20 protein-coding genes, 1 tRNA gene and 1 pseudogene are annotated in these 20,156 nt (G+C 63.1%); 11 read left to right on the top strand and 11 right to left on the bottom strand.

Annotated features, from left to right (window positions below):
• Positions 1–29 precede the first annotated feature (29 nt).
• Positions 30–704, bottom strand: coding sequence for an alpha/beta hydrolase (locus tag VQ044_RS01155; protein WP_327622209.1), 675 nt, complete (start codon positions 702–704; stop codon positions 30–32).
• Positions 705–896: 192 nt separating this feature from the next.
• Between VQ044_RS01155 and VQ044_RS01150 the strand changes: the two genes are divergently transcribed.
• From VQ044_RS01150 to VQ044_RS01105, 10 genes are all read left to right on the top strand, one after another.
• Complete coding sequence (locus VQ044_RS01150) at positions 897–2,087, top strand: cysteine desulfurase family protein (RefSeq protein WP_327646649.1); 1,191 nt, start codon at positions 897–899, stop codon at positions 2,085–2,087.
• Positions 2,088–2,225: 138 nt separating this feature from the next.
• Complete coding sequence (sufB, locus tag VQ044_RS01145; RefSeq protein ID WP_327622207.1) at positions 2,226–3,755, top strand: Fe-S cluster assembly protein SufB; 1,530 nt, start codon at positions 2,226–2,228, stop codon at positions 3,753–3,755.
• 14 nt (positions 3,756–3,769) lie between these two features.
• Complete coding sequence (locus tag VQ044_RS01140) at positions 3,770–3,970, top strand: hypothetical protein (RefSeq protein ID WP_327646648.1); 201 nt, start codon at positions 3,770–3,772, stop codon at positions 3,968–3,970.
• 11 nt (positions 3,971–3,981) lie between these two features.
• Positions 3,982–4,737, top strand: coding sequence for a Fe-S cluster assembly ATPase SufC (gene sufC / locus VQ044_RS01135; RefSeq protein WP_327646647.1), 756 nt, complete (start codon positions 3,982–3,984; stop codon positions 4,735–4,737).
• Positions 4,738–4,739: 2 nt separating this feature from the next.
• Positions 4,740–5,990: a Fe-S cluster assembly protein SufD gene (gene sufD / locus VQ044_RS01130; RefSeq protein WP_327646646.1), complete on the top strand. Its 1,251-nt coding sequence runs from the start codon at positions 4,740–4,742 to the stop codon at positions 5,988–5,990.
• Positions 5,991–6,086: 96 nt separating this feature from the next.
• Positions 6,087–7,337 (top strand): cysteine desulfurase, encoded by a 1,251-nt coding sequence (locus tag VQ044_RS01125; RefSeq protein ID WP_327646645.1) that lies wholly within the window; start codon positions 6,087–6,089, stop codon positions 7,335–7,337.
• A 23-nt stretch (positions 7,338–7,360) separates the two neighbouring features.
• On the top strand, positions 7,361–7,777 hold the full coding sequence (locus VQ044_RS01120) for an SUF system Fe-S cluster assembly protein (protein WP_442872889.1): 417 nt from the start codon (positions 7,361–7,363) through the stop codon (positions 7,775–7,777).
• Positions 7,778–7,797: 20 nt separating this feature from the next.
• The gene (locus tag VQ044_RS01115; RefSeq protein WP_327646644.1) at positions 7,798–8,217 is read left to right on the top strand and encodes a VOC family protein; all 420 of its coding nucleotides are present in this window, start codon (positions 7,798–7,800) and stop codon (positions 8,215–8,217) included.
• 121 nt (positions 8,218–8,338) lie between these two features.
• A complete protein-coding gene (gene sufA / locus VQ044_RS01110) occupies positions 8,339–8,716 on the top strand; it encodes a Fe-S cluster assembly scaffold SufA (RefSeq protein ID WP_206454098.1) in 378 nt (125 codons plus the stop codon).
• Between the two features lie 17 nt (positions 8,717–8,733).
• On the top strand, positions 8,734–9,090 hold the full coding sequence (locus VQ044_RS01105) for a TfoX/Sxy family protein (RefSeq protein WP_327646643.1): 357 nt from the start codon (positions 8,734–8,736) through the stop codon (positions 9,088–9,090).
• A gap of 22 nt (positions 9,091–9,112) precedes the next feature.
• Here VQ044_RS01105 and mazG read toward each other — a convergent pair whose 3' ends face one another.
• The 9 genes from mazG to VQ044_RS01060 form a co-directional block, all read right to left on the bottom strand.
• On the bottom strand, positions 9,113–9,973 hold the full coding sequence (mazG, locus tag VQ044_RS01100; RefSeq protein WP_327646642.1) for a nucleoside triphosphate pyrophosphohydrolase: 861 nt from the start codon (positions 9,971–9,973) through the stop codon (positions 9,113–9,115).
• 201 nt (positions 9,974–10,174) lie between these two features.
• Positions 10,175–10,672, bottom strand: coding sequence for a DUF3597 domain-containing protein (locus VQ044_RS01095; RefSeq protein WP_327646641.1), 498 nt, complete (start codon positions 10,670–10,672; stop codon positions 10,175–10,177).
• 447 nt (positions 10,673–11,119) lie between these two features.
• Positions 11,120–11,878, bottom strand: a complete 759-nt coding sequence (locus VQ044_RS01090) for an MBL fold metallo-hydrolase (protein ID WP_327646692.1) — start codon at positions 11,876–11,878, stop codon at positions 11,120–11,122.
• 69 nt (positions 11,879–11,947) lie between these two features.
• Complete coding sequence (locus VQ044_RS01085) at positions 11,948–12,742, bottom strand: TatD family hydrolase (protein ID WP_327646691.1); 795 nt, start codon at positions 12,740–12,742, stop codon at positions 11,948–11,950.
• A 2-nt stretch (positions 12,743–12,744) separates the two neighbouring features.
• Complete coding sequence (metG, locus tag VQ044_RS01080; protein ID WP_327646640.1) at positions 12,745–14,289, bottom strand: methionine--tRNA ligase; 1,545 nt, start codon at positions 14,287–14,289, stop codon at positions 12,745–12,747.
• A gap of 114 nt (positions 14,290–14,403) precedes the next feature.
• Positions 14,404–15,468 carry a DNA polymerase III subunit delta' gene (locus tag VQ044_RS01075; RefSeq protein WP_327646639.1) on the bottom strand — a complete coding sequence of 355 codons (1,065 nt, stop codon included), beginning with the start codon at positions 15,466–15,468 and terminating at the stop codon, positions 14,404–14,406.
• Positions 15,465–16,148: a dTMP kinase gene (gene tmk, locus VQ044_RS01070; RefSeq protein ID WP_327622196.1), complete on the bottom strand. Its 684-nt coding sequence runs from the start codon at positions 16,146–16,148 to the stop codon at positions 15,465–15,467. The genes VQ044_RS01075 and tmk overlap by 4 nt, the downstream gene beginning before the upstream one ends.
• Positions 16,149–16,169: 21 nt before the next feature.
• Positions 16,170–17,366, bottom strand: coding sequence for a D-alanyl-D-alanine carboxypeptidase family protein (locus VQ044_RS01065; protein ID WP_327646638.1), 1,197 nt, complete (start codon positions 17,364–17,366; stop codon positions 16,170–16,172).
• Between the two features lie 125 nt (positions 17,367–17,491).
• Positions 17,492–18,616, bottom strand: a complete 1,125-nt coding sequence (locus tag VQ044_RS01060) for a septal ring lytic transglycosylase RlpA family protein (RefSeq protein WP_327622194.1) — start codon at positions 18,614–18,616, stop codon at positions 17,492–17,494.
• Between the two features lie 551 nt (positions 18,617–19,167).
• On the opposite strand from VQ044_RS01060, the gene VQ044_RS01055 reads away from it, so the two are divergent.
• Positions 19,168–19,257, top strand: a tRNA-Ser gene (locus VQ044_RS01055).
• Positions 19,258–19,773: 516 nt separating this feature from the next.
• Here VQ044_RS01055 and VQ044_RS01050 read toward each other — a convergent pair.
• Positions 19,774–20,136: pseudogene (locus VQ044_RS01050) on the bottom strand (recombinase family protein); the annotation flags it as partial.
• Positions 20,137–20,156 lie beyond the last annotated feature (20 nt).

Here is a 20,156-nt window from a genome sequence, read left to right as displayed (position 1 = left end):
GGCAAGCCGCTTTGCACCGAGGTCATTGGCTATCTCAGCCGTTTGGGCCTCGGGTCTGACAATTCGCCGGCAAGCCGTCGATCGAGATAGTCGGCGCACTCGGCAAGCAGCTGGTCGGTATGTTCGGTGAAGAAGTGGTTCGCACCCTCCATCGTATTCTGGGTGATGACGATACCCTTTTGCGTCTTCAGCTTGTCGACGAGCGTCTGCACGTCCTTGGGCGGCGCCACGCGATCCTGATCGCCATGAATGATCAGGCCCGACGACGGGCAGGGCGCCAGGAACGAAAAATCGTAGGAGTTCGGCTGCGGGGCAATCGACAGGAAGCCTTCGATCTCGGGGCGACGCATCAAAAGCTGCATGCCGATCCAAGAACCGAAGGAATAGCCGGCCACCCAGCACTGCTTGGAATCGGGATGCAGGCTCTGCACCCAGTCGAGTGCCGAGGCGGCGTCCGAGAGTTCGCCGGCGCCATGATCGAATTCGCCTTGGCTGCGGCCAATGCTGCGGAAGTTAAAGCGTAGCGTCGTGAAACCACGTTCGACGAACATATAGAAAAGCTGATAAACGATCTGATTGTTCATCGTGCCGCCGAACCGCGGATGCGGATGCAGGACGATGGCGATCGGGGCGTTCTTCTCCTTGGCGGCCTGGTACCGGCCTTCCAGGCGGCCGGCAGGGCCATTGAAGATCACTTCGGGCATAATTGTCTTCCTTGGCGAGCAGGATTGCTCGGCGGGACGCTTCTTGACGAAGCCAAAGCGGCCTCGTAAGCTCTAGTTTAGAATGATTCAAAACTACCGGCCGGCGTTGAAGGCGTCTTTTAGTCCAAGCGCTGCGGAAAATTCAAGAATTTTGCGTCGACCGGCCACGAAATCGAACCGCTGCGAGAGCGAATGACCGCAAGCCAGCGACGCCTCTATCTGGATTACAACGCGACGGCGCCGCTGCTCGAGGAGGCACGGGACGCGCTCGTGTCGGCGCTCGACGCCGCCAATCCGTCGTCGGTCCATAGCGAGGGGCGCCACGCGCGTGCCCTGGTGGAGGAGGCGCGACGCTCGATCGCCCGCCTGTTGTCGTGCGATCCGGCCGACGTCGTCTTCACCAGCGGAGCGAGCGAGGCGGCCATGACAGCCCTCTCACAACGTTGGTTGATCGACGGTCGGGAGACGGAGATCAAAAAGCTCGCGGTCATCGACACCGATCACCCCTGCATTCGCGAAGGCGGCAGCTTCGCGGCGGATCACGTAACCCGTCTGCCGGTGGATGTGAATGGCATTGTGGACTGCGAGGCGCTTGCGGCCTGGGCCGCCGGGCTCGGCGAGGGCAATGTCGGCCTACTGGCGCTGACGCTGGCCAATTCCGAAACCGGCGTCCTGCAGCCCCTGGATCGTATCCACGCGGCGATCGTCGGTCGCTCGGTCCGGCTGGTGGTCGACGCCGTGCAGGCGATTGGCCGCATACCGCTCGACCTTGCCGAGACGGGAGCCGACGTGTTGCTGGTTTCCGGCCACAAGCTCGGCGCGGCCAAGGGCGTCGGCGCTTTTGTCCTTCGTCATTCCACGACGCGTCCGTTTCCGCTGGTGCGGGGTGGCGGACAGGAGTCGGGGCGGCGGGCCGGCACCGAATCGGTTCCGGCGATAGCAAGCTTCGGCGCGGCTGCCGACGTGGCTCGTGAACGTTTCGAGAGCATGCCGGACCGGCTTGTGACACTGCGCCACCATCTCGAAGCGGCCATCCGGAAAGCGCTTCCAGGTGTCGTCGTGCTCGGCGCGGACGCGGAACGGCTGCCAAATACGGTGGCAGTCGCGACTCCAGGGCTTCGCAGCGAAACGGCGCAGATGGCACTCGACCTCGCCGGTATCGCGATCTCGGCGGGATCGGCGTGTTCGTCGGGCAAGGTCGGTCGTAGCCACGTCGTTGCCGCGATGGCGGAAGCGGGTCTGGCAATCTCGGCTGAGGAGGGGGCCATCCGCGTCAGTTTCGGTTATGAGACGAGCGCGGACGATCTCGACTGGTTCGTCAGGGAATATGCCGGATTGGCCAATCGCGTCACGCACGCGCACCGACAAGATCACGCGGCATGAGGATTCAATCTTGCACTACGGCTCCGGGAGCCTAAAAAGCAGGACGCCTCGTTGCTATGTTAAGAGCCGCGTCGATGATATCGCGGCCGCACACGCCCAACCACCGGACCTTGAATCCGGCGAGTATGGAGAATTGGAATGCCTGCAGTCCAGGAGACCATCGATCAGGTCCGAAAGATCGACGTCGATCAATACAAATACGGGTTCGAGACGCTCATCGAGATGGATGTCGCCCCGAAGGGCCTCACCGAAGACACGATCAAGCTGATCTCGGCCAAGAAGAACGAGCCGCAATGGATGCTCGACTGGCGTCTCCAGGCTTTCGAGCGCTGGAAGACGATGGAAAGCCCGAGCTGGGCGCGGCTCGAATATCCCGAGATCGATTTCCAGGACATTCACTATTACGCGGCGCCCAAGTCGATGTCCGGGCCGGCCTCGCTGGACGAGGTGGATCCGGAAATCCTGCGCACCTATGAAAAGCTGGGAATCCCTCTGCGCGAGCAGGAGATCCTGGCTGGCGTCGTGAAGACCGTGGAGCCATCGGAGTTCGACGAGAATTCGCTGATGCCGCCGGGCTCCAACGGCTCCTCGCGGGTCGCTGTCGACGCCGTGTTCGATTCGGTGTCGGTCGCCACGACCTTCAAGAAGGAGCTCCAGAAGGCCGGCGTGATCTTCATGCCAATCTCCGAGGCGATCCGCGAGCACCCCGATCTGGTGAAGAAATATCTCGGCACGGTGGTTCCGGTGTCCGATAATTTCTTCGCAACGATGAATTCGGCGGTCTTCACCGACGGGTCCTTCGTCTACATCCCCAAGGGCGTTCGCTGCCCGATGGAACTGTCGACTTATTTCCGGATCAACGAGAAGAACACCGGCCAGTTCGAGCGCACGCTGATCATCGCCGACGAAGGCTCCTACGTTTCCTATCTGGAAGGCTGCACGGCGCCCCAGCGCGACGAAAACCAGTTGCACGCCGCCGTGGTCGAACTGATCGCGCTGGACGACGCCGAGATCAAATATTCGACGGTCCAGAACTGGTATCCGGGCGACAAGGACGGCAAGGGCGGCATCTACAATTTCGTCACCAAGCGTGGCGATTGTCGCGGCAAGCGCTCGAAAATTTCGTGGACACAGGTCGAGACCGGCTCGGCGATCACCTGGAAATACCCGTCCTGCATCCTGCGCGGCGACCACTCGCAGGGCGAATTCTACTCGATCGCCGTCTCCAACGGTCGCCAGCAGATCGACAGCGGCACCAAGATGCTGCATCTCGGCAAGAACACCACCAGCCGGATCATCTCGAAGGGGATTTCCGCCGGGCGCTCGAACAACACCTATCGCGGCCAGGTTTCGGCCCACCGCAGGGCGGCCGACGCGCGCAACTTCACACAGTGCGACTCGCTTCTGATCGGCAACGAGTGCGGCGCGCACACGGTCCCTTATATCGAGACCAAGAACGCCACCGCGCAGTTTGAGCACGAGGCGACCACCTCGAAAATCTCCGACGACCAGCTGTTCTACTGCATGCAGCGGGGCATCCCGGAGGAAGAGGCCGTGGCGCTGATCGTCAACGGCTTCGTCCGGGACGTGATCCAGCAATTGCCGATGGAATTCGCCGTGGAGGCGCAGAAGCTGATCGGCATCAGCCTCGAGGGCTCGGTCGGATAATGTCGCGCCCCAATGTGCCGCAGGATGCCGCCCGCGACGAACGCCTGAGCGATATCGAAGACGAGATCGCGCAGGCCCGGGAGACGATCGGGATGGCGCAGGGAAATGCCACTGACTCGACCGTCGCCGACGCACTTGAAGCGCTTCAGAACGAGCGCGATCGTCTTCTGACAGAAATCCAATCGGCCGACCTCGCCGACAACACCGAACGTTGAAGAAAACACCGATGCTTGAAATCAAAAACCTTCATGCCCGCGTGGCGGACGACGAGACCGAAATCCTGCGTGGCGTCGACCTGACGGTCCAGGCCGGCGAAGTGGCCGCGATCATGGGGCCGAACGGCTCCGGCAAATCGACCCTGTCCTATATTCTCGCCGGCCGCAGCGATTACGAAGTGACCGAGGGTGACATCCTCTACAACGGCGAGTCGATCCTGGAGATGGACCCGGCCGAGCGTGCCGCCGCAGGCGTTTTCCTTGCCTTCCAGTATCCGCTGGAAATTCCCGGCGTGGCGACGATGACGTTTCTCAAGACGGCGCTCAACTCCCAGCGCAAGGCGCGCGGCGAGGGCGAAATGACGACGCCGGACCTGATGCGCCGGGTGAAGGCGGCGGCGGCCGATCTGAAGATCGACGCGGCCATGCTGAAGCGCCCGCTCAATGTCGGATTTTCCGGCGGCGAGAAGAAGCGCGCCGAAATCCTGCAGATGGCGTTGCTGGAGCCCAAGCTCTGCGTCATGGACGAGACCGATTCCGGCCTCGACATCGATGCGTTGAAAATCGTCGCCGACGGGGTCAACGCGTTGCGTTCGCCGGAGCGGTCCTTCCTCGTGATCACTCACTATCAGCGTTTGCTCGACTACATTGTGCCAGACACGGTGCATGTCCTCTACAAGGGACGGATCATCAAGACCGGCACCAAGGAGTTGGCGCTGCAGCTCGAGAACGAGGGCTACAGCCAGATCATCGACGAGGCGGCGTGACGATGAATGTGCATCAGATGAACCCGCGGACGCCGGCGGAAACGGCGCTGATCGAGCGTGCTGAAAGCACCGGCGTTGTCGCCGACGCCAAGGATTCGGCGGTTGAGGCGCTGCGCCGCGATGGGCTGCCGAACCGGCGCGTCGAAGCCTGGCACTACACCGACCTGCGCTTGCTGATGAGCCGGCTGGAAGACAAGGGCACAGCAGCCGCAGGCCCGTCAGGCGAGGGGAGCACGCTGCTGTCGCCGCTCCTGCCGAACAGCCATGTCGTCGAGATCGGTGCGCCCGACAATGGCGCGATACCGGTGGGTGTCACCGTCTCGGCGATCACGGAATCGGCGGATTGGAGCCGATCGCCGAACCACCTCGACCGGCCGGTCGATACGATCCGGCTTTTGAACGCGTCGTTTGGCGCGGCGGCCGTCGCCATCGAGATTGCGCCGAACACCAACGTGACAGCGCCGCTGGAACTGCGTTCCCAGGCGGGGGATCGCTCGCATGGCCTGGCGCGCTGCACCGTCGGCGCGGGCGCAAAAGCGGTGTTCGTCGAGCGGATCGAGGGAGCGGCGTCGCCGACGCCCTCGACCGGGGTCTCGCATCTGGCGATCGGCGAGGGCGCGGATGTGCTCTGGATCGTCGATCAGGCCAAGGGCGCGTCGGCCGCGCATCTCGGCCAGCTCAATGTCGAACTCGGCACCGATGCCTCGTTCCGGATGTTCGTCCTCAACACGGGCGGCGCGCTGGTGCGCTACGAGGTGCATGCCGAGACGATGGGCGAGGGCGGCGATATCAAGATCCGCGGCGTCAATCTCATCGAGAAAGGCCAGCATATCGACGTGACGACCACGTTGAGGCACACAGCTCCGCATACGACGGCGACCGAGACGTTCCGCAATGTCGTTACCGGCGGTCACGGCGTGTTCCAAGGCATGATCAAGGTGGCCAAGGAGGCGCAGAAGACCGACGCCAAGATGGCCTGCAACACGCTGCTCCTGTCGGACGACGGCGATTTCTCGGCGAAGCCCGAACTCGAAATCTTCGCCGACGACGTGCAGTGCGGCCACGGGGCGACAGCCGGCGAGATCAACGCCGACCATCTGTTCTACCTGATGTCGCGCGGCATTCCCGAACAGTCGGCCCGAGCACTTCTGGTGAAGGCTTTCGTCGCCGAAATCGTCGAGGAACTGGAGCATGAGGCCGCCGAAGATGCGCTGATGCAACGCATCGACACCTGGCTCGAACGGAGCCACTGATCGTCGCTGCTTTTTGATCCGGTCGCCATTGGGCGGCCCTGATCAGATCCAGCCTAGTTTCGCGAGCCCACGGGTTCGCCACGGGAGTCCGTTTCCATGAAGGCCGAAGCGACAGCCGCAGACATCGGGGCCTACGACGTCGAAGCCGTGCGCCAGGATTTTCCCATCCTGTCGAAACAGGTCTACGGCAAGCCGCTGGTCTATCTCGACAACGGCGCCTCGGCGCAGAAGCCGCGCGTCGTTCTCGACGCAATCCAGAAGGCTTATAGCGAGGACTATTCCAACGTCCATCGCGGGCTACATTTCCTGTCGAACAAGGCGACCGAGGAATTCGAAAGCGCGCGGGACAAGGTGCGCGACTTCCTCCACGCCGCCAGCAGCGAGGAAATCGTCTTCACCCGCTCGGCCACCGAGGCGATCAATGTCGTCGCCTATGGCTACGGGATGAGCGAGATCGGCGAGGACGACGAGATCGTCCTGACCATCATGGAACACCACTCCAATATCGTTCCCTGGCACTTCATTCGCGAGAAGAACGGCGCCAAGCTCGTCTTCGTGCCGGTGGAAGACGACGGTTCAATCGACATCGAGGCCTTTGAAAAGGCGATCACGCCGCGCACCAAGCTGGTGGCGACGACCCATATGTCCAATGTGCTGGGCACGGTCGTCGACGTGAAGGCGGTGACCGCGCTCGCTCACGCCAAGGGCATTCCGGTTCTTGTCGACGGCAGCCAGGCCGCCGTCCACATGCCGGTCGACGTCCAGGACATCGGCTGCGACTTCTATGTCCTCACCGGTCACAAGCTCTATGGCCCGACCGGAATCGGGATTCTTTACGGTCGGCGCGATATGCTCGAGCGCACACGGCCGTTCAACGGCGGCGGCGAGATGATCGTCGAGGTCACCGAGGAAACCGTGACCTACAATGCGCCGCCGCACCGCTTCGAGGCCGGCACGCCACCGATCGTCCAGGCGATCGGGCTCGGCGCTGCGATCGACTACATGAACATGATCGGCCGCGATGCGATCGCGGCCCATGAGAAAAGCCTCAGGGACTACGCGCATGAGCGGCTGAAAGCAGTGAATTCGCTCCGAATCTACGGCGAAGCGCCGGGCAAGGGGGCGATCGTCTCCTTCGACCTGGAAGGCATCCACGCCCACGACGTGTCGATGGTGATCGACCGGGAGGGGGTTGCGGTCAGGGCCGGGACCCACTGCGCCCAGCCGCTCTTGAAGCGTTTCGGCGCGACCTCCACATGTCGGGCATCATTTGGTATGTACAACACACTGGCGGAAATCGACCGCCTCGCGGAAGCCCTCGAAAAAGCCAGACGCTTCTTTGCCTGACGACCGGGCCTGAGGATCAATTCATGACTGACGAAGCCGAGATCACGACGCCGGCGAACGATGATACTCCGGATGCAAACGGTGCGGTGGCCTCCGAGGACGCGGCGCCCGTGTCGGCGCTGCCCGCGGAGGAGTTGACGCGCCTCACCGACGACATCGTCGGCGCGCTGAAGACCGTCTACGACCCGGAGATTCCGGCCGACATCTATGAGCTCGGCCTGATTTACAAGATCGACATCGACGACGAGCGCAATGTCGATGTCGAAATGACGCTGACGGCGCCAGGCTGCCCCGTCGCCGGCGAAATGCCGATCTGGGTCGAGAACGCCGTTAACTCCGTCGCCGGCGTCGGGCAGGTCCGGGTCGATCTCGTCTTCGATCCGCCGTGGACGCCGGAGCGCATGAGCGAAGAGGCACAGGTCGCCGTCGGCTGGTTCTGATCGGCGACGCAGGCGTACCCATGGCTCCACCACTCGCCGGGCTTTTGGAAACCTGCCTTTATGTCGACGACATGGAACGGTCGCGCGACTTCTACCGCCGCGTTCTGGGCCTGTCGCCGCTGTTCGCGGAAGACCGTATCACCGTCTTCCGTATGCCCGACGGTACGGTTCTGATCCTTTTCGCGCGCGGTTCGACGCTCGAAGCCGTGACGACGCCCGGCGGTACGATCCCGCCGCATGACGGCAGCGGGCCCATTCATTTCGCGTTGGCGATACCGGATGGCTCACTCGATACATGGCGCGATCATCTGATGGCATGCGGCGTTCTAATCGAAAGCGAAGTGACGTGGTCGAAGGGGCGGGGGAACAGCCTCTATTTCCGCGATCCCGACGGCCATGCCGCGGAACTCGCCACCCGCGAGTTGTGGACGCGCTCTTGAGCGCCCGACAATCATAGCCGGGCGAGAGGAGGACATTGTGTTCAGCTTGCGTAGTGCCGCCATACCGCCCATGTTTCGTGTAGAATCCGCACGACCCTGCACAGCCGAAAAGGAAACCGCCATGGGCCGTTTCACCGTCATGAGCATGACCGACACCGCCGCCGACCGCGTGAAGGCGGTCCTGGCCACCAAGGGCGAGGACGCCCTTGGCCTTCGCGTTGGCATCAAGAAGGGCGGCTGCGCCGGCATGGAATATACGGTCGATCTGGCAACGGAAGCGAAGCCGGGTGAAGACTCGATCGAAAAAGACGGCGCACGCGTTTTCATCGCCCCGGAGGCGGTGCTGTTCCTGTTGGGCACCGAGATGGACTACGAGGAGACCGTACTGCGCTCGGGCTTTACCTTCCGCAATCCCAATCAGACCTCGGCCTGCGGCTGCGGCGAGTCGGTTGAATTGAAGCAGGCGGATCTGGCGGCGCTTGCCGGTCACGCTGGCTAACGGCGAAAGGCAATCGGATGGACGAGGATTTCCTGCGGGACCTCTTCGTCTCGCTTGCTGATGTCCGCGTTCGCAGGATGTTCGGCGGGCAGGGGGTCTACTCCGGAGATCGGATCGTCGCCGTCGTGGTCCAGGGCGAACTCTATTTGAAGAGCGATGCGGTCAGTGAGCCCATCTACGAGGCGGCCGATCTGACGCGCTGGACCTATGCGCGCGAGGGCCGGGCGCCGACGCGCATGCCCTATTACCGCATGCCGGAGTCGGCACTCGACGATCAGGACGAGGCCGAAAGTTGGATCGCTATCGCCGATGCGGCTTCACGTCGCGCTTCCCAGCAGTCGCGACGTCCAAAACGAGCAACCAAGGCAAAATAGAAGACATCCGTCGCCTGGCGCCTCAGTCTGGCGAGGGAGCCGATCGGCGCTTCGCCGCCACCCACAAGGCCTCCATCTCGTCGAGACTCGCCGAATGCAGCGATCGGTTGGTCGTTTCGAGCTGATCCTCGATAAAGCCGAACCGGTCCCGGAATTTGCGCACGCAGCGTCTTAACGCCAGTTCCGGGTCGATCTCGTGGAAGCGGGCGAGATTGACGACGCTGAACAAAAGGTCGCCGAGTTCCGCCTCGCTTGCATCTCGGTCATGGGCCGCTATCGCCTCTGCGAATTCGCCCAGTTCCTCGTCGATCTTCTCAAGGATCGGCTCCGGCCGGTCCCAGTCGAAGCCGGTGTCGGCGGCCTTCTTCTGCACCTTGAGCGCCAGCGTCAGCGCCGGAAACGCGGCGGGAATCCCGTCGAGATGCCGCGGCCGGTCGGCGCCGTTCGCACCGGTTGGTAGGCTTGCGTCGCCGGAAAGTTTTGCCCGCAATGCTGCTCTCTCGGCCTTTTCCTCTGCTTTGATCTTTTCCCACTGGCCCTTGGCGGAGCGGGCCGAGCGCGCAACGGCGTCACCGAACACATGCGGATGCCGGCGGACCATCTTTCCCGTGATTGCCTCGACGACGTCGCCGAATTCAAACAGGCCTTGTTCGGCGGCGAGCTGGGCGTGATAGACGACCTGAAGCAAGAGGTCGCCCAATTCCTCGCGCAAATCGACCATGTCGTCGCGTTCGATCGCGTCGGACACTTCGTAGGCTTCCTCGACCGTATAGGGCGCGATCGTCGCGAAACTCTGCTCGATATCCCACGGACACCCAGTTTTTGGGTCGCGCAGCGCTTCCATGATCTCCACGAGCCGGGCCACGTTTTTGGAGGGTGTCATGTGGTCGTCCTTGCGCGGGTTGTGACGCTGCCGGGCCGATCCTATCGGATCGCCCGGGCAGATTGCACCCTCATCGCCTGACCGGCTTGTGAACAAGGGCGAGGGCAGTTGTTACCCTCACGCCGCGCCAACGTGAAGGTGCCCATCACACCACAAGGATCCGGGCGCCGCAGCAAGCTGCCGCAGCGCCAGGACGGTTCATCAGTTGCGCAGGCTTTCGGGCACAACGCCGCCATTTTCCGAGAGTTTCTGCATCACCGCCTTATGAAGCGCAATGTTCTCCTCCGCGCTGCCATCTGGCCCTGCATGGACGTTCAATTCGTCGGCCAGTTCCTTGCGGGCAGCAAGGCTGGAATCCATGTCGAGAAGCTTGAGGAGGTCGACGATCGATGTCTGGTAATGGCCGCCGCCGCCCTTGTGCGAAGCCGCCATCTTGTCGAGAGCCGCGCCGACGTCGACAGTTCGGGCCGGCGCCGAGGCTGTCGAAGCGCCGGTTGCCGGCGGCATGGAGGTTGCCGGTTGCGCGGGTTTTGGCGACGTCACCTGAGCAGTCGCGGTCGGTGATGCACCCTGATCGTTGCTGGCTGGCTTCTGGGGTGCGGGGCTCGCCGAAGGTGCTTTCGAGGAAGCAGGCGCCTCCGCCGCCTCTGCGGACCCTTGCCCGAAAATCTTGTTCATGATGTTGCCGAACATGCTCATTGTCGTCTCCTTGAAAGCGTGCGCATCCGAACCGGTGCGCGATCCGTGGAGGGTTAAGCCGTCTGCCCGCGAAAGGTTGCTCGCGGTGATGCACTTGGCTCCAGCACCAGGGATGACAAGGCGGACGCTGATCCTTCTGAACCGGAGCGATTGGTTCCGGCGAAGCGATATTCGAAAGCGCATGCCGACCCTCATGCACATCGAAAGACCGTTCATGTGTCGGTCGCGGAGAACACCGACTGCAACAGGACGACGAGCAGGGCAGTGCGCATGGCCGGGATGTGTCGTCATCGACGTTCAACCCTGGTCCTGCCGCCAGCTACTCTCACGTCATTAAGTGGCATAAGATATATTATGGAACCAAATATGTAGGCGACGGCTGGCTGGTGTAACGGTGGCGCAACCTCCACTGTCCGATGGCTGGATCGGTGCCGATCGACACGGACCTCAGTCCAGCGGGAATTCGATCGTCAGGCCGTCATATCCCGGCCGCACATGCGCCGGCAGTTCGGCGCAGAGCGTGTCGTAGTCGAGCGGCGTGTTCATGTGTGTCAGCGTCGCGCCGTCGACATGGAAGCGGTCGATCCATGCGAGCGCCTGGGCGACGGTCAGATGGCTCGGATGCGGTTTGTATTGGAGCGCATCGATGACGACGTGCCGGGCGCCGTCGATCGCGGCGATTGCTTCATTGGGGAAATCGCTGACGTCGCTGCAATAAGCGATGGGTCCGACTCGGAAGCCGAGCGAATGAATCGCGCCATGCTCCTGCCGAAACGGCGTCACCGAGAGCAATCCGCCAGGTCCGGCGATCTCGAAACTCTGCCCGGCAGTGATGGCGACGTGCCGGGCGACCGGCGGATAGTTGCTGCCCGGCGGCGTCTCGAAACAATAGCGAAACGCCTCGAGCACGCGATCGTGGGTCGCGGCGTCGGCATGGAGCGGTATCCGTGTCTGCTGTGCGAGCATATAGCCGCGCAGATCGTCGATGCCGTGAATATGGTCGGCGTGTGAGTGCGTCAGCGCGACGGCGTCGAGGCGCGTCACGGATGCACTGAGCATTTGCTGGTGAAAATCCGGTCCGCAATCGATGGCGACCACGGTTCGACCGGCGGCGCCAATTCGTTCGATGAGAGCGGCGCTGCGGGTGCGTCGATTCCTGGGGTTTGCCGGATCGCAGACGCCCCAATCACCATTGATCCGGGGCACCCCCGGCGAGGAAGCGCATCCCAGAATCGTCAATCGCAGCGTATCGCTCACTAAGCAGTCCTCCACCGCTCAGCCGCCGCGCGGATCGGGGATTTTCGTGAACAAGGCAAGGAAGTTGTCCGACGTTTGTTGCGCGATTTCGCCGAGATCAACGCCCTTGGTTTCGGCTAGAACCTCTGCTGTGTGACGCACGTAAGCCGGCTCGTTTCGCTTGCCACGATACGGCGGCGGCGCGAGATATGGCGCGTCCGTCTCGACGAGCAACCGGCTCATCGGCACATCGGCGGCGATGGCGCGGATCTCCTCGGATTTCTTGAACGCCAGAATTCCGGAAAACGACACATAGCCGCCGAGCGCGATCCCGGCCTCGGCGAGGCCGCGGCCGGAGGAGAAACAGTGGAGAATGAACGGGAAGGCCCCCTTCCCGCTTTCGTCTTCCAGAATTCGGATCATATCGGCGTCAGCGTCGCGCGAATGGATGACGAGCGGCAAACCCGTTTCGCGCGCCGCTTCGATATGGCGCCGAAAGACAGTCTCCTGGATGTCTCGCGGGGCTTTGTCGTAGAAGTAATCGAGGCCGGCTTCGCCGATGGCGACGATCTTTTCGTCCTGGCTCAGCCGCACCAAGTCCGCCACGGGCGTATCTGGCTCCGTCGCTGCATTGTGTGGATGGGTTCCCACCGAGGCGAAGATTTCCGCGTGCGCGCGGGTCAACTGTTTCAATCGCTCGATCCGGGCCACATGGGTCGAGATCGTCACGAACAGACCAACCCCTTCAGCCTTTGCACGACTGAGCAATTCGACGTGCTCACCCTCGAAATCAGGGAAATCGAGGTGGCAATGGCTGTCGACCAGAAACGGCATCGTCACGCGGGCGTCTCCGCCTCGACAAAACGCGGAAATACCGGTTGCGGCGCCGGAAGTGATTGGCCGGGCACCAAGGCGACGTCCGGCGTCAGGTCGGTGAAGCTTCGTTCGTCGTCGGCCACGCCGAGCGTGTCGAGCAGCTTGGCGGCGCTCTCCGGCACGAAGGGCTGCAGCAGGATCGCCACCCGCCGGATCACCTCGGCGGTGACATAGAGGACAGTCTCCATGCGCGCCGGGTCGCTCTTGCGCAGCGCCCAGGGTTCTTGCCCTGCGAAATATCGGTTCGCCTCGCTGACGACCGCAATGATCGCGGCAAGGACCGCGTGGAGTTCCTGCCGGTCGATCGCCTCGCGCGCCTTCGGCAAAAGGTTGCTCGCGGCCGACAGGATGGCTTCATCGGCTTCGCTCAAATGACATGGCGTCGGCACCGCGCCGGCGCAGTGCTTGGCGACCATCGACAGCGAACGCTGGGCCAGATTGCCCAGATCGTTGGCGAGCTCGGAATTCGTTCGGTTGACGATGGCGTCGTGCGAGTAATTTCCGTCCTGGCCGAACGGCACCTCGCGCAAGAGGAAATAGCGCAGACGATCGAGGCCGTAGACGTCGATCAGCGCGAACGGATCGATGACGTTGCCGACTGATTTCGACATTTTCTCGCCGCGGTTGAACAGAAAGCCGTGGGCAAAGACGCGACGCGGCAGCGGTATCCCCGCCGACATCAGAAAGGCCGGCCAATAGACAGCGTGAAACCGCACGATGTCCTTGCCGATCACGTGCAGATCGGCGGGCCAGAAGGACGTCCGCTCGCCCTCGCCCGGAAATCCTGTCGCCGTCAGATAGTTCGTCAGCGCGTCGACCCACACGTACATGACGTGCTTTTCATCGTCCGGCACCGGAATTCCCCAATCGAAGGTCGTGCGGGACACCGACAGATCCTTCAGGCCGGAACGAACGAAGGAGACGACCTCGTTGCGCCGTTCGGCCGGGCCGATGAAGTCCGGATTGGCCTCGTAGTGTGCCAGAAGACGGTCCTGGAAATTCGAGAGCCGGAAGAAATAGCTTTCCTCCTCGACCCACTCGACCGGCGAGCCTTGCGGTCCGCGGCGCTTGCCGTCCTCGCCGACGGTGGTTTCGTCGGCGCCGTAATAGGCCTCGTCGCGGACCGAATACCAGCCGGAATAGGCGCCTTTGTAAATGTCGCCAGCGGCCGCCATCTTCGTCCAGATCGCCTGGCTCGCAGCGACATGCCGCTTTTCGCTGGTGCGGATGAAGTCGTCGTTTGTGCCGCCGAGCGCTTCGGCCATGCGCTCGAACTCAGCGGAATTGCGCTCGGCCAGTTCGTTCGGCGCCAGCCCCTGGTCGCGCGCGCTCTGCAGCATCTTGATGCCGTGTTCGTCCGTGCCGGTCAGGAAAAACACCTCGTAGCCGTCGAGCCGCTTGAAGCGCGCCAGCGCGTCGGTCGCGATCAGCTCGTACGCGTGGCCGATATGCGGGCGACCGTTCGGATAGGAGATCGCGGTGGTCAGGTAGAAGCGTTCGGCCATCGGGGCTTTCGTCAAATCCGGTGCGGGAAGCAATGTCGTACCCGCGACATAGAGCATTGCGCCAGACGGCTCAATCGGCGCCGTTGCCGGTTCGGCGCGGGCACAGGGGGCGTGTCAGGCGGCCCGGTGCCGCGCACGCCGGTGATAGAACCCGTCGAACAGTGTGAGGAGAGCCTGCTTTCGGTCCAGATTATAGGCTGCGGCTTCCCGAAGCCGCGTGGTTTCGTCCTGCCACAGCGAGGCCAACGCCGCCGCGCCCTCCCCGTCGCCGGCCAGAAGGCATGTCTCGCTGGCTTCCGCGATCGCGGAGAGCAGCGCCGCGACAAGCAGCTCATAGGCCGATTCCCGCCCCTTGAGCGTCAAGGCGTCGGCCAGGGAATGGATAGCGTTCCAATCAGGCCTGTTGGCCTGGAGCAACTGGTCCAGAGTGCTGCGAATCTCTATCCCGCCGTGAGCGATCAGCGAGATGGCCTCGCGGACGCTGCCCTCGGCAATCCGTGCCGCGGCACGAATTTCCTCCGCGTCGGCGCTCGGCAGGCAATGGGCGAGGGTCGCCGCGAGGTCGTCCTCATCCAGCGGCTTGAACTGCAACAGCCGGCAACGAGAGCGGATCGTCGGAAGCAACCGGCCGGGGGTGTGGTTGGTGATCAGAAACAGCGACCGCGGCGGGGGCTCCTCCAAGATCTTCAAAAGCGCATTGGCCGCGCTGCGGTTCATGTCGTCGGCCGGGTCGATCAACGCGATCCGCCAATTGGAACCCGATGCCGTCGCATGAAAGAAGCGGTTGAGCTTGCGGACCTCGTCGACGGTGATCTGCGTCCTGAAGCCCGTACCCTTTTCGACTGGCGGCCGCGCGACGTGGATCAGGTTCGGATGCGTCCCGAAGGCGATTTGACGGACAGTCGCGTCGTCTGGCGAGAATACCGGCGTTGCCGCCTCCGGTTCGTCCGGCCGCGGCCCCGCCAGTAGATGCCGCGCGAAGGCGAAGGCCGTCGTGGCCTTGCCGATGCCGCGCGGCCCCTGGAAAAGCCATGCATGATGAAGACGTCCGCTAGCCCCGGCCGCAACGAGTTCCCGCCATTCGTTCTCATGGCCCGACAGCGTGAGTGTCGCCGGCGGCGCCGGTACGCCGTCGAGATCGTCGTGGGCTTCCGGCGTTTCGAGCGGCAGGTCGTTCATGACGTTCCCTGCCTCGCGTTGAGAGATTGGCAAATTGCCTCGAATCGCGCCGCTTCTAGCCGATCATCGACGATGCCGGCGATTTCCGCGGCGACCACATCCTCCGCCCGTGTCCCATCGACGACGACGCAGCGATCCGGCTCTTCGGCGGCAATCTTGAGGAAGGCCTGCCGCCGTCTCTCGTGCAGGGCCTCGCCTTCCTTCTCGAACCGGTCGGCCGTGCCGCCTTTTCGTCGTTCACGGGCGCGCTCCGCCCCGATGCCGGCCGGGACATCGAGGATGATCGTCAGATTTGGGTATAGCCCCGCGGTCGCGGCCTGCTCGAGGCGTTTCATCAGATCACGGTCGAGGGAGGCGTCCAGGAATTGATAGACACGGGTGGAATCGTGAAACCGATCGCACAGAACGACCTCGCCGCGCTGGATCGCCGGACGTATCACGGCCGCCACATGATCGGCGCGCGCCGCGGCGAACAGAATGGCCTCTACCTCCGGCCCAAGTTCCTCGGCCGCGCCCGACAGGATGACGTGCCGGATCGCATCGGCGCCGGGCGAACCGCCGGGTTCGCGTGTGGTCACCACGATACGGCCCTGGGCTTCCAGGTGGCGGGCAAGACGGGCGATTTGCGTCGTCTTGCCGCTGCCCTCGCCGCCTTCGAATGTGATGAAAAAACTGGTCAATGGGCGTCCGAATCTCGCAGATCAAAAGGCGCGGAGCCAGCCGACGGCCAGTTCCTTGACCGCTCCCATCGCGCGGTCCGCGAAGTCCCCGGCGAAGACGGAAGCGCCAGCATAAAGAGCTTGGGTCATCACTATGTCCTCATCGACGCGGATTTCCAGCGAAGCAACCCTGTCACCTTCATTGATTGGCGGGATCAGCGGCCCATTGTAGCGGATCTGGGCCGAGACGCGGTCCTGAGCATCGACCGGAACCAATAGCTTGACGGGTTGGCGGACGGCCAGCGGGACGCTGCCCGAACTGCCGCCAAAGACGCTTGCGGTGCCAATGCTCGCGCCGCTCTCGAACAGGATGCGGGGCTCGAAGGCCTCCTCGGCAAAGGTCAACAGACGGCGGGCCTCATCGGCGCGCTCCTTGGACTTCTCGAGGCCGCTCATCGCCAGAAAGGTCACCCGGCCGTCCATCTGCGTCACACCGACCAGGGCATAACCCGACGCTTCCGTATAGCCGGTTCCCATGCCGTCGGCACCGAGTTCCATCGCCAGAAGCGGATTGCGATTGCGCTGGAAAATCCCGTTCCATTCGAAGGCGGGCTCGGCATAGATCTTGTACAACTCGGGATATGTTGCGCGGATATAGCGCGCTAAAGTCAGCAGATCGCGCACCGTGACTTCTTGGCCGTCAGCCGGGAGCCCGGTCGGATTGACGAAACGCGAGGCGGTCATTCCCAATTCACGGGCGCGCTCGTTCATCCTCTGTGCAAAAGCCTCCTCCGAGCCGTCCATCCCCTCAGCAATGGCGATCGCCGCGTCGTTCGCCGACTGGACGATGGTGCCGCGGATCAACGCCTCGACCGGAACGCGGGAATTCAGCTTGGCGAACATGGTGGAGGAGCCCGACGGAGCGCCGCCGGTCCGCCAGGCGTGTTCGCTGATCGGAAATTCCGTATCCATGCGCAACTCGCCGGCGCGCAATGCCGCGAATACGATCTCCATCGTCATCATCTTGGCGAGAGAGACAGGGGGAAATGGCGCGTCGGGATCTTTCTGGAAAAGCACCGTCCCGGTTTCGCCGTCGACCAGGAGCGCTTGCTTCGCCGCCGTTTCGATCCGCGACGCCGTAGCAGGTTCCTGCGAAAATGTCGGATTCGATGCGACCACCGCCGCCAGAATACCTGCCGCGAACAGGACACGCGTCTTGAGGAAACCTGCTCGACTCATGGACACCATCTTTCCCGGAAGGCCCGTTGCGAACGCGCGCTGATGCCGTTCTTGACCCCAAACTAGGCTATCGGGTGTTTCGATCGCAAGAATTGGCGTCAGATGGTTGCGGAAGCCGGTCGAAATCAGTTCCGAACGACGAAGGCTTCGTCGGCGCCAGCCTGCCACAGCGCGAGAAGCACCGCGTCGACATCCTCGCCCCGAGCGACGGCGAGGCTCGCCGAGATCAGACCGGCCTCCGGTCCGGCTTCTTCAATCAGATCGCCCTTCCCATTGACGAGGAAACGAACACGTTCGGCCACCGCTTCGTCGATCAGGCCAATTGCGATCCGCTCAGCTGAAGCGCCGCGGGCGCCAAACGCCCTGAGAGCACGGGGTGCTCCCGACGCTCGTGACTCAGATGCATAGGACGAGCTGAAGGCCGGCGATGTCGGGACCGGCACTGACTGTCCGACAGACGGGACTGGTGTCCAGAGATCCCGCGCCAGATGGTCGAGCGGTCGAACCCCAGGCAACTCTGGTTTCGCCGCGTCGTATGCGACATGCGCGAGGCCGTTCCTGCCCGAGATTGGCTGGTCTGCCGCCGCCACCATGACGGCCTCGGCGCCGGAGGAATTCCATTCCCCACCGCGCTCGAAGCTGGCCATCAGCATTTGGGTGTCATCGCCTTCGAGCGGCGCCCGGCCGATATATTCCACCTTCACATTGGCCGTGCCGGCGGTCTTGAAGTCGAGGAGGTCGGCGGCCTGCGAGGACACATCAATCTCGCGGCCGTGGGCATAAGGCCCTCGGTCGTTGACCCGCACCATCACCCGGTTTCCGTTCGTCAGATTGGTGACCATCGCATAGGACGGCAGCGGAAAGGTCTTATGGGCGGCCGACAACCCGTACATGTCGTAGATTTCGCCATTGGCGGTCAGGCGGCCGTGGAAGTTCGGTCCATACCAGGAGGAGATGCCGGTGTTCACATAACCCGGCTCATCCTTGGGATAATACCATTGGCCGCGCACCTTGTAGGGCTTGCCGACCTGGGAGCGGCCGCCGCCCTTGCGGATGTTTTTCGAGGTCGTCACCCGCGGACTGGCTGGAACACCAAAGGTCTTGGAATCGAACTTCACGGTCGTACTGATGTCGGCCATCTCTTGGACCGGCGATCGCGCGCCCTGGCAACCCGATACCAGAAGTCCAACCGAGACGAGCATACCCGTCAGGATCGCGCTCCGTTTCATATCCGCAATGGCATAGCCCATGCGGCACCCCCTCTTCCATGCATCTGTCAACGCGGGTGCGAACAGACGCTCCCCAGCGCAGCGCACCCATGCAGACAAAGACTTAACAACCGCCGAACACGCGAATCAACGCATTCCGGCCGAACGATCCTGGCATCGCCGCCATGCCGCGAACCTGACCTGCCGGGGTCAGGGAGTCGCGCAACGGTTACGACGACAGCAAGTTGGAGGCGAATGGCCCTGTGTCGGCGTCCGCGGCCCCGGTCATGAAGGTGGTAAGGCACTGTCGGGAAAGCCGGAAATTCTGTGCGACGGCCACGCCTTTCTCGAGCGGGGACGTAGGAAATCGGCAACTCGCCTCAGCCTTCGCCTTACATCCGCCAAAATTCCGCCACGCTTTCGCCTCTTCGTCAATTTTGTCACGATTTGTTTCAATCACCGCGCGAATCCGTGAATCGCCCCGGCGACGAACGTCCATCCGGCTGGCGCAGGGCGAGCCAGGCGGACCGATATGCATTCCTGCGCCGACTCGCCTTGCCTCCCGTCGCCATCGCCATTATGCGGTCGGAGCGGGATGGGTGGCCGAGCGGTTGAAGGCACCGGTCTTGAAAACCGGCAGGCGGGAGACCGTCTCGTGGGTTCGAATCCCACCCCATCCGCCACTTCAGTCCCTGAGTGGGCACTGAATTTACGCCATTTTTTCCGATCAGCGCCTGTAGCAGCCGAGACTTCGATCCCATGATCCGAACCTCGCCATCGGCGACTTCGACACGCTGGGCAAGCGCACGCAGGTGGTCGCGGCGGTAGCCGCCACCTTCGAGCCGGATGCGCTGGCGGGCGGTTTTAGCGAAAGCGCGGACCAACTGCGGGGTGACGGCCTTGCTGCCGGAGTTGTCGAGCATGGCCTGCGCTCGCTCTGCGTCGGCCTTGGCCTGATCCCGGATGGCCTTGAGCCCGTCGATGCGGTCTTTGAGCGCGGGATCGTCGATGTCGGCCACGCCCGCCTCTATGGCGTCGTAGAGACGTTTGAGCCGCAGTTCCGATTCGGCGGCCCGCTTGTTCAGTTCGGCGATATGGTCGCTGCGGCGCTCGGATTGCTCCTGCCGCCGGTCGAGCACGCTTGCGAGGATGGTTTCCAGCCGCTTGGGCTGAAGAAGCTGGCTCTCAAGGTGATCGGCGACCAGATCGTCCAGCTTCTCCATCGGCACGGCCATGCCCTCGCAGGCGGTTGGTCCCTGCCGCGCCTTCATCGAGCAGGCGTAATAGCGGTAGCGCCCGCCCTTGCCGGTGCGGATCGTCATGGCCCCACCGCATTTGGCGCAATGGATCAGGCCGGTGAGCATGGTCGGCCCGCTGATGACGCGGGCGGGCATGACCTTGGGATTGCGCGCCTTGAGCCGCGCCTGCACCGCGTCGAACGTCTCCCGGTCGATGATCGGCGGGACCGGAACCGTCACGATCTCGCTGGCCGGCTTCAGTTCCTTGGACTTGCTACGCTTGTTGAACTCATGCTCGCCCATATAGGTGCGGCGCGTCAGAATGCGGTGGACCTGCCCGATAC

Origin of the sequence: Aurantimonas sp. C2-5-R2, from assembly GCF_036549495.1 — a bacterium.
Classification (GTDB): Bacteria; Pseudomonadota; Alphaproteobacteria; order Rhizobiales; family Rhizobiaceae; genus Aurantimonas; species Aurantimonas coralicida_A.
Note: the sequence above shows the minus strand (reverse complement) of the source record. Positions and strands in the feature narration are given on the sequence as shown.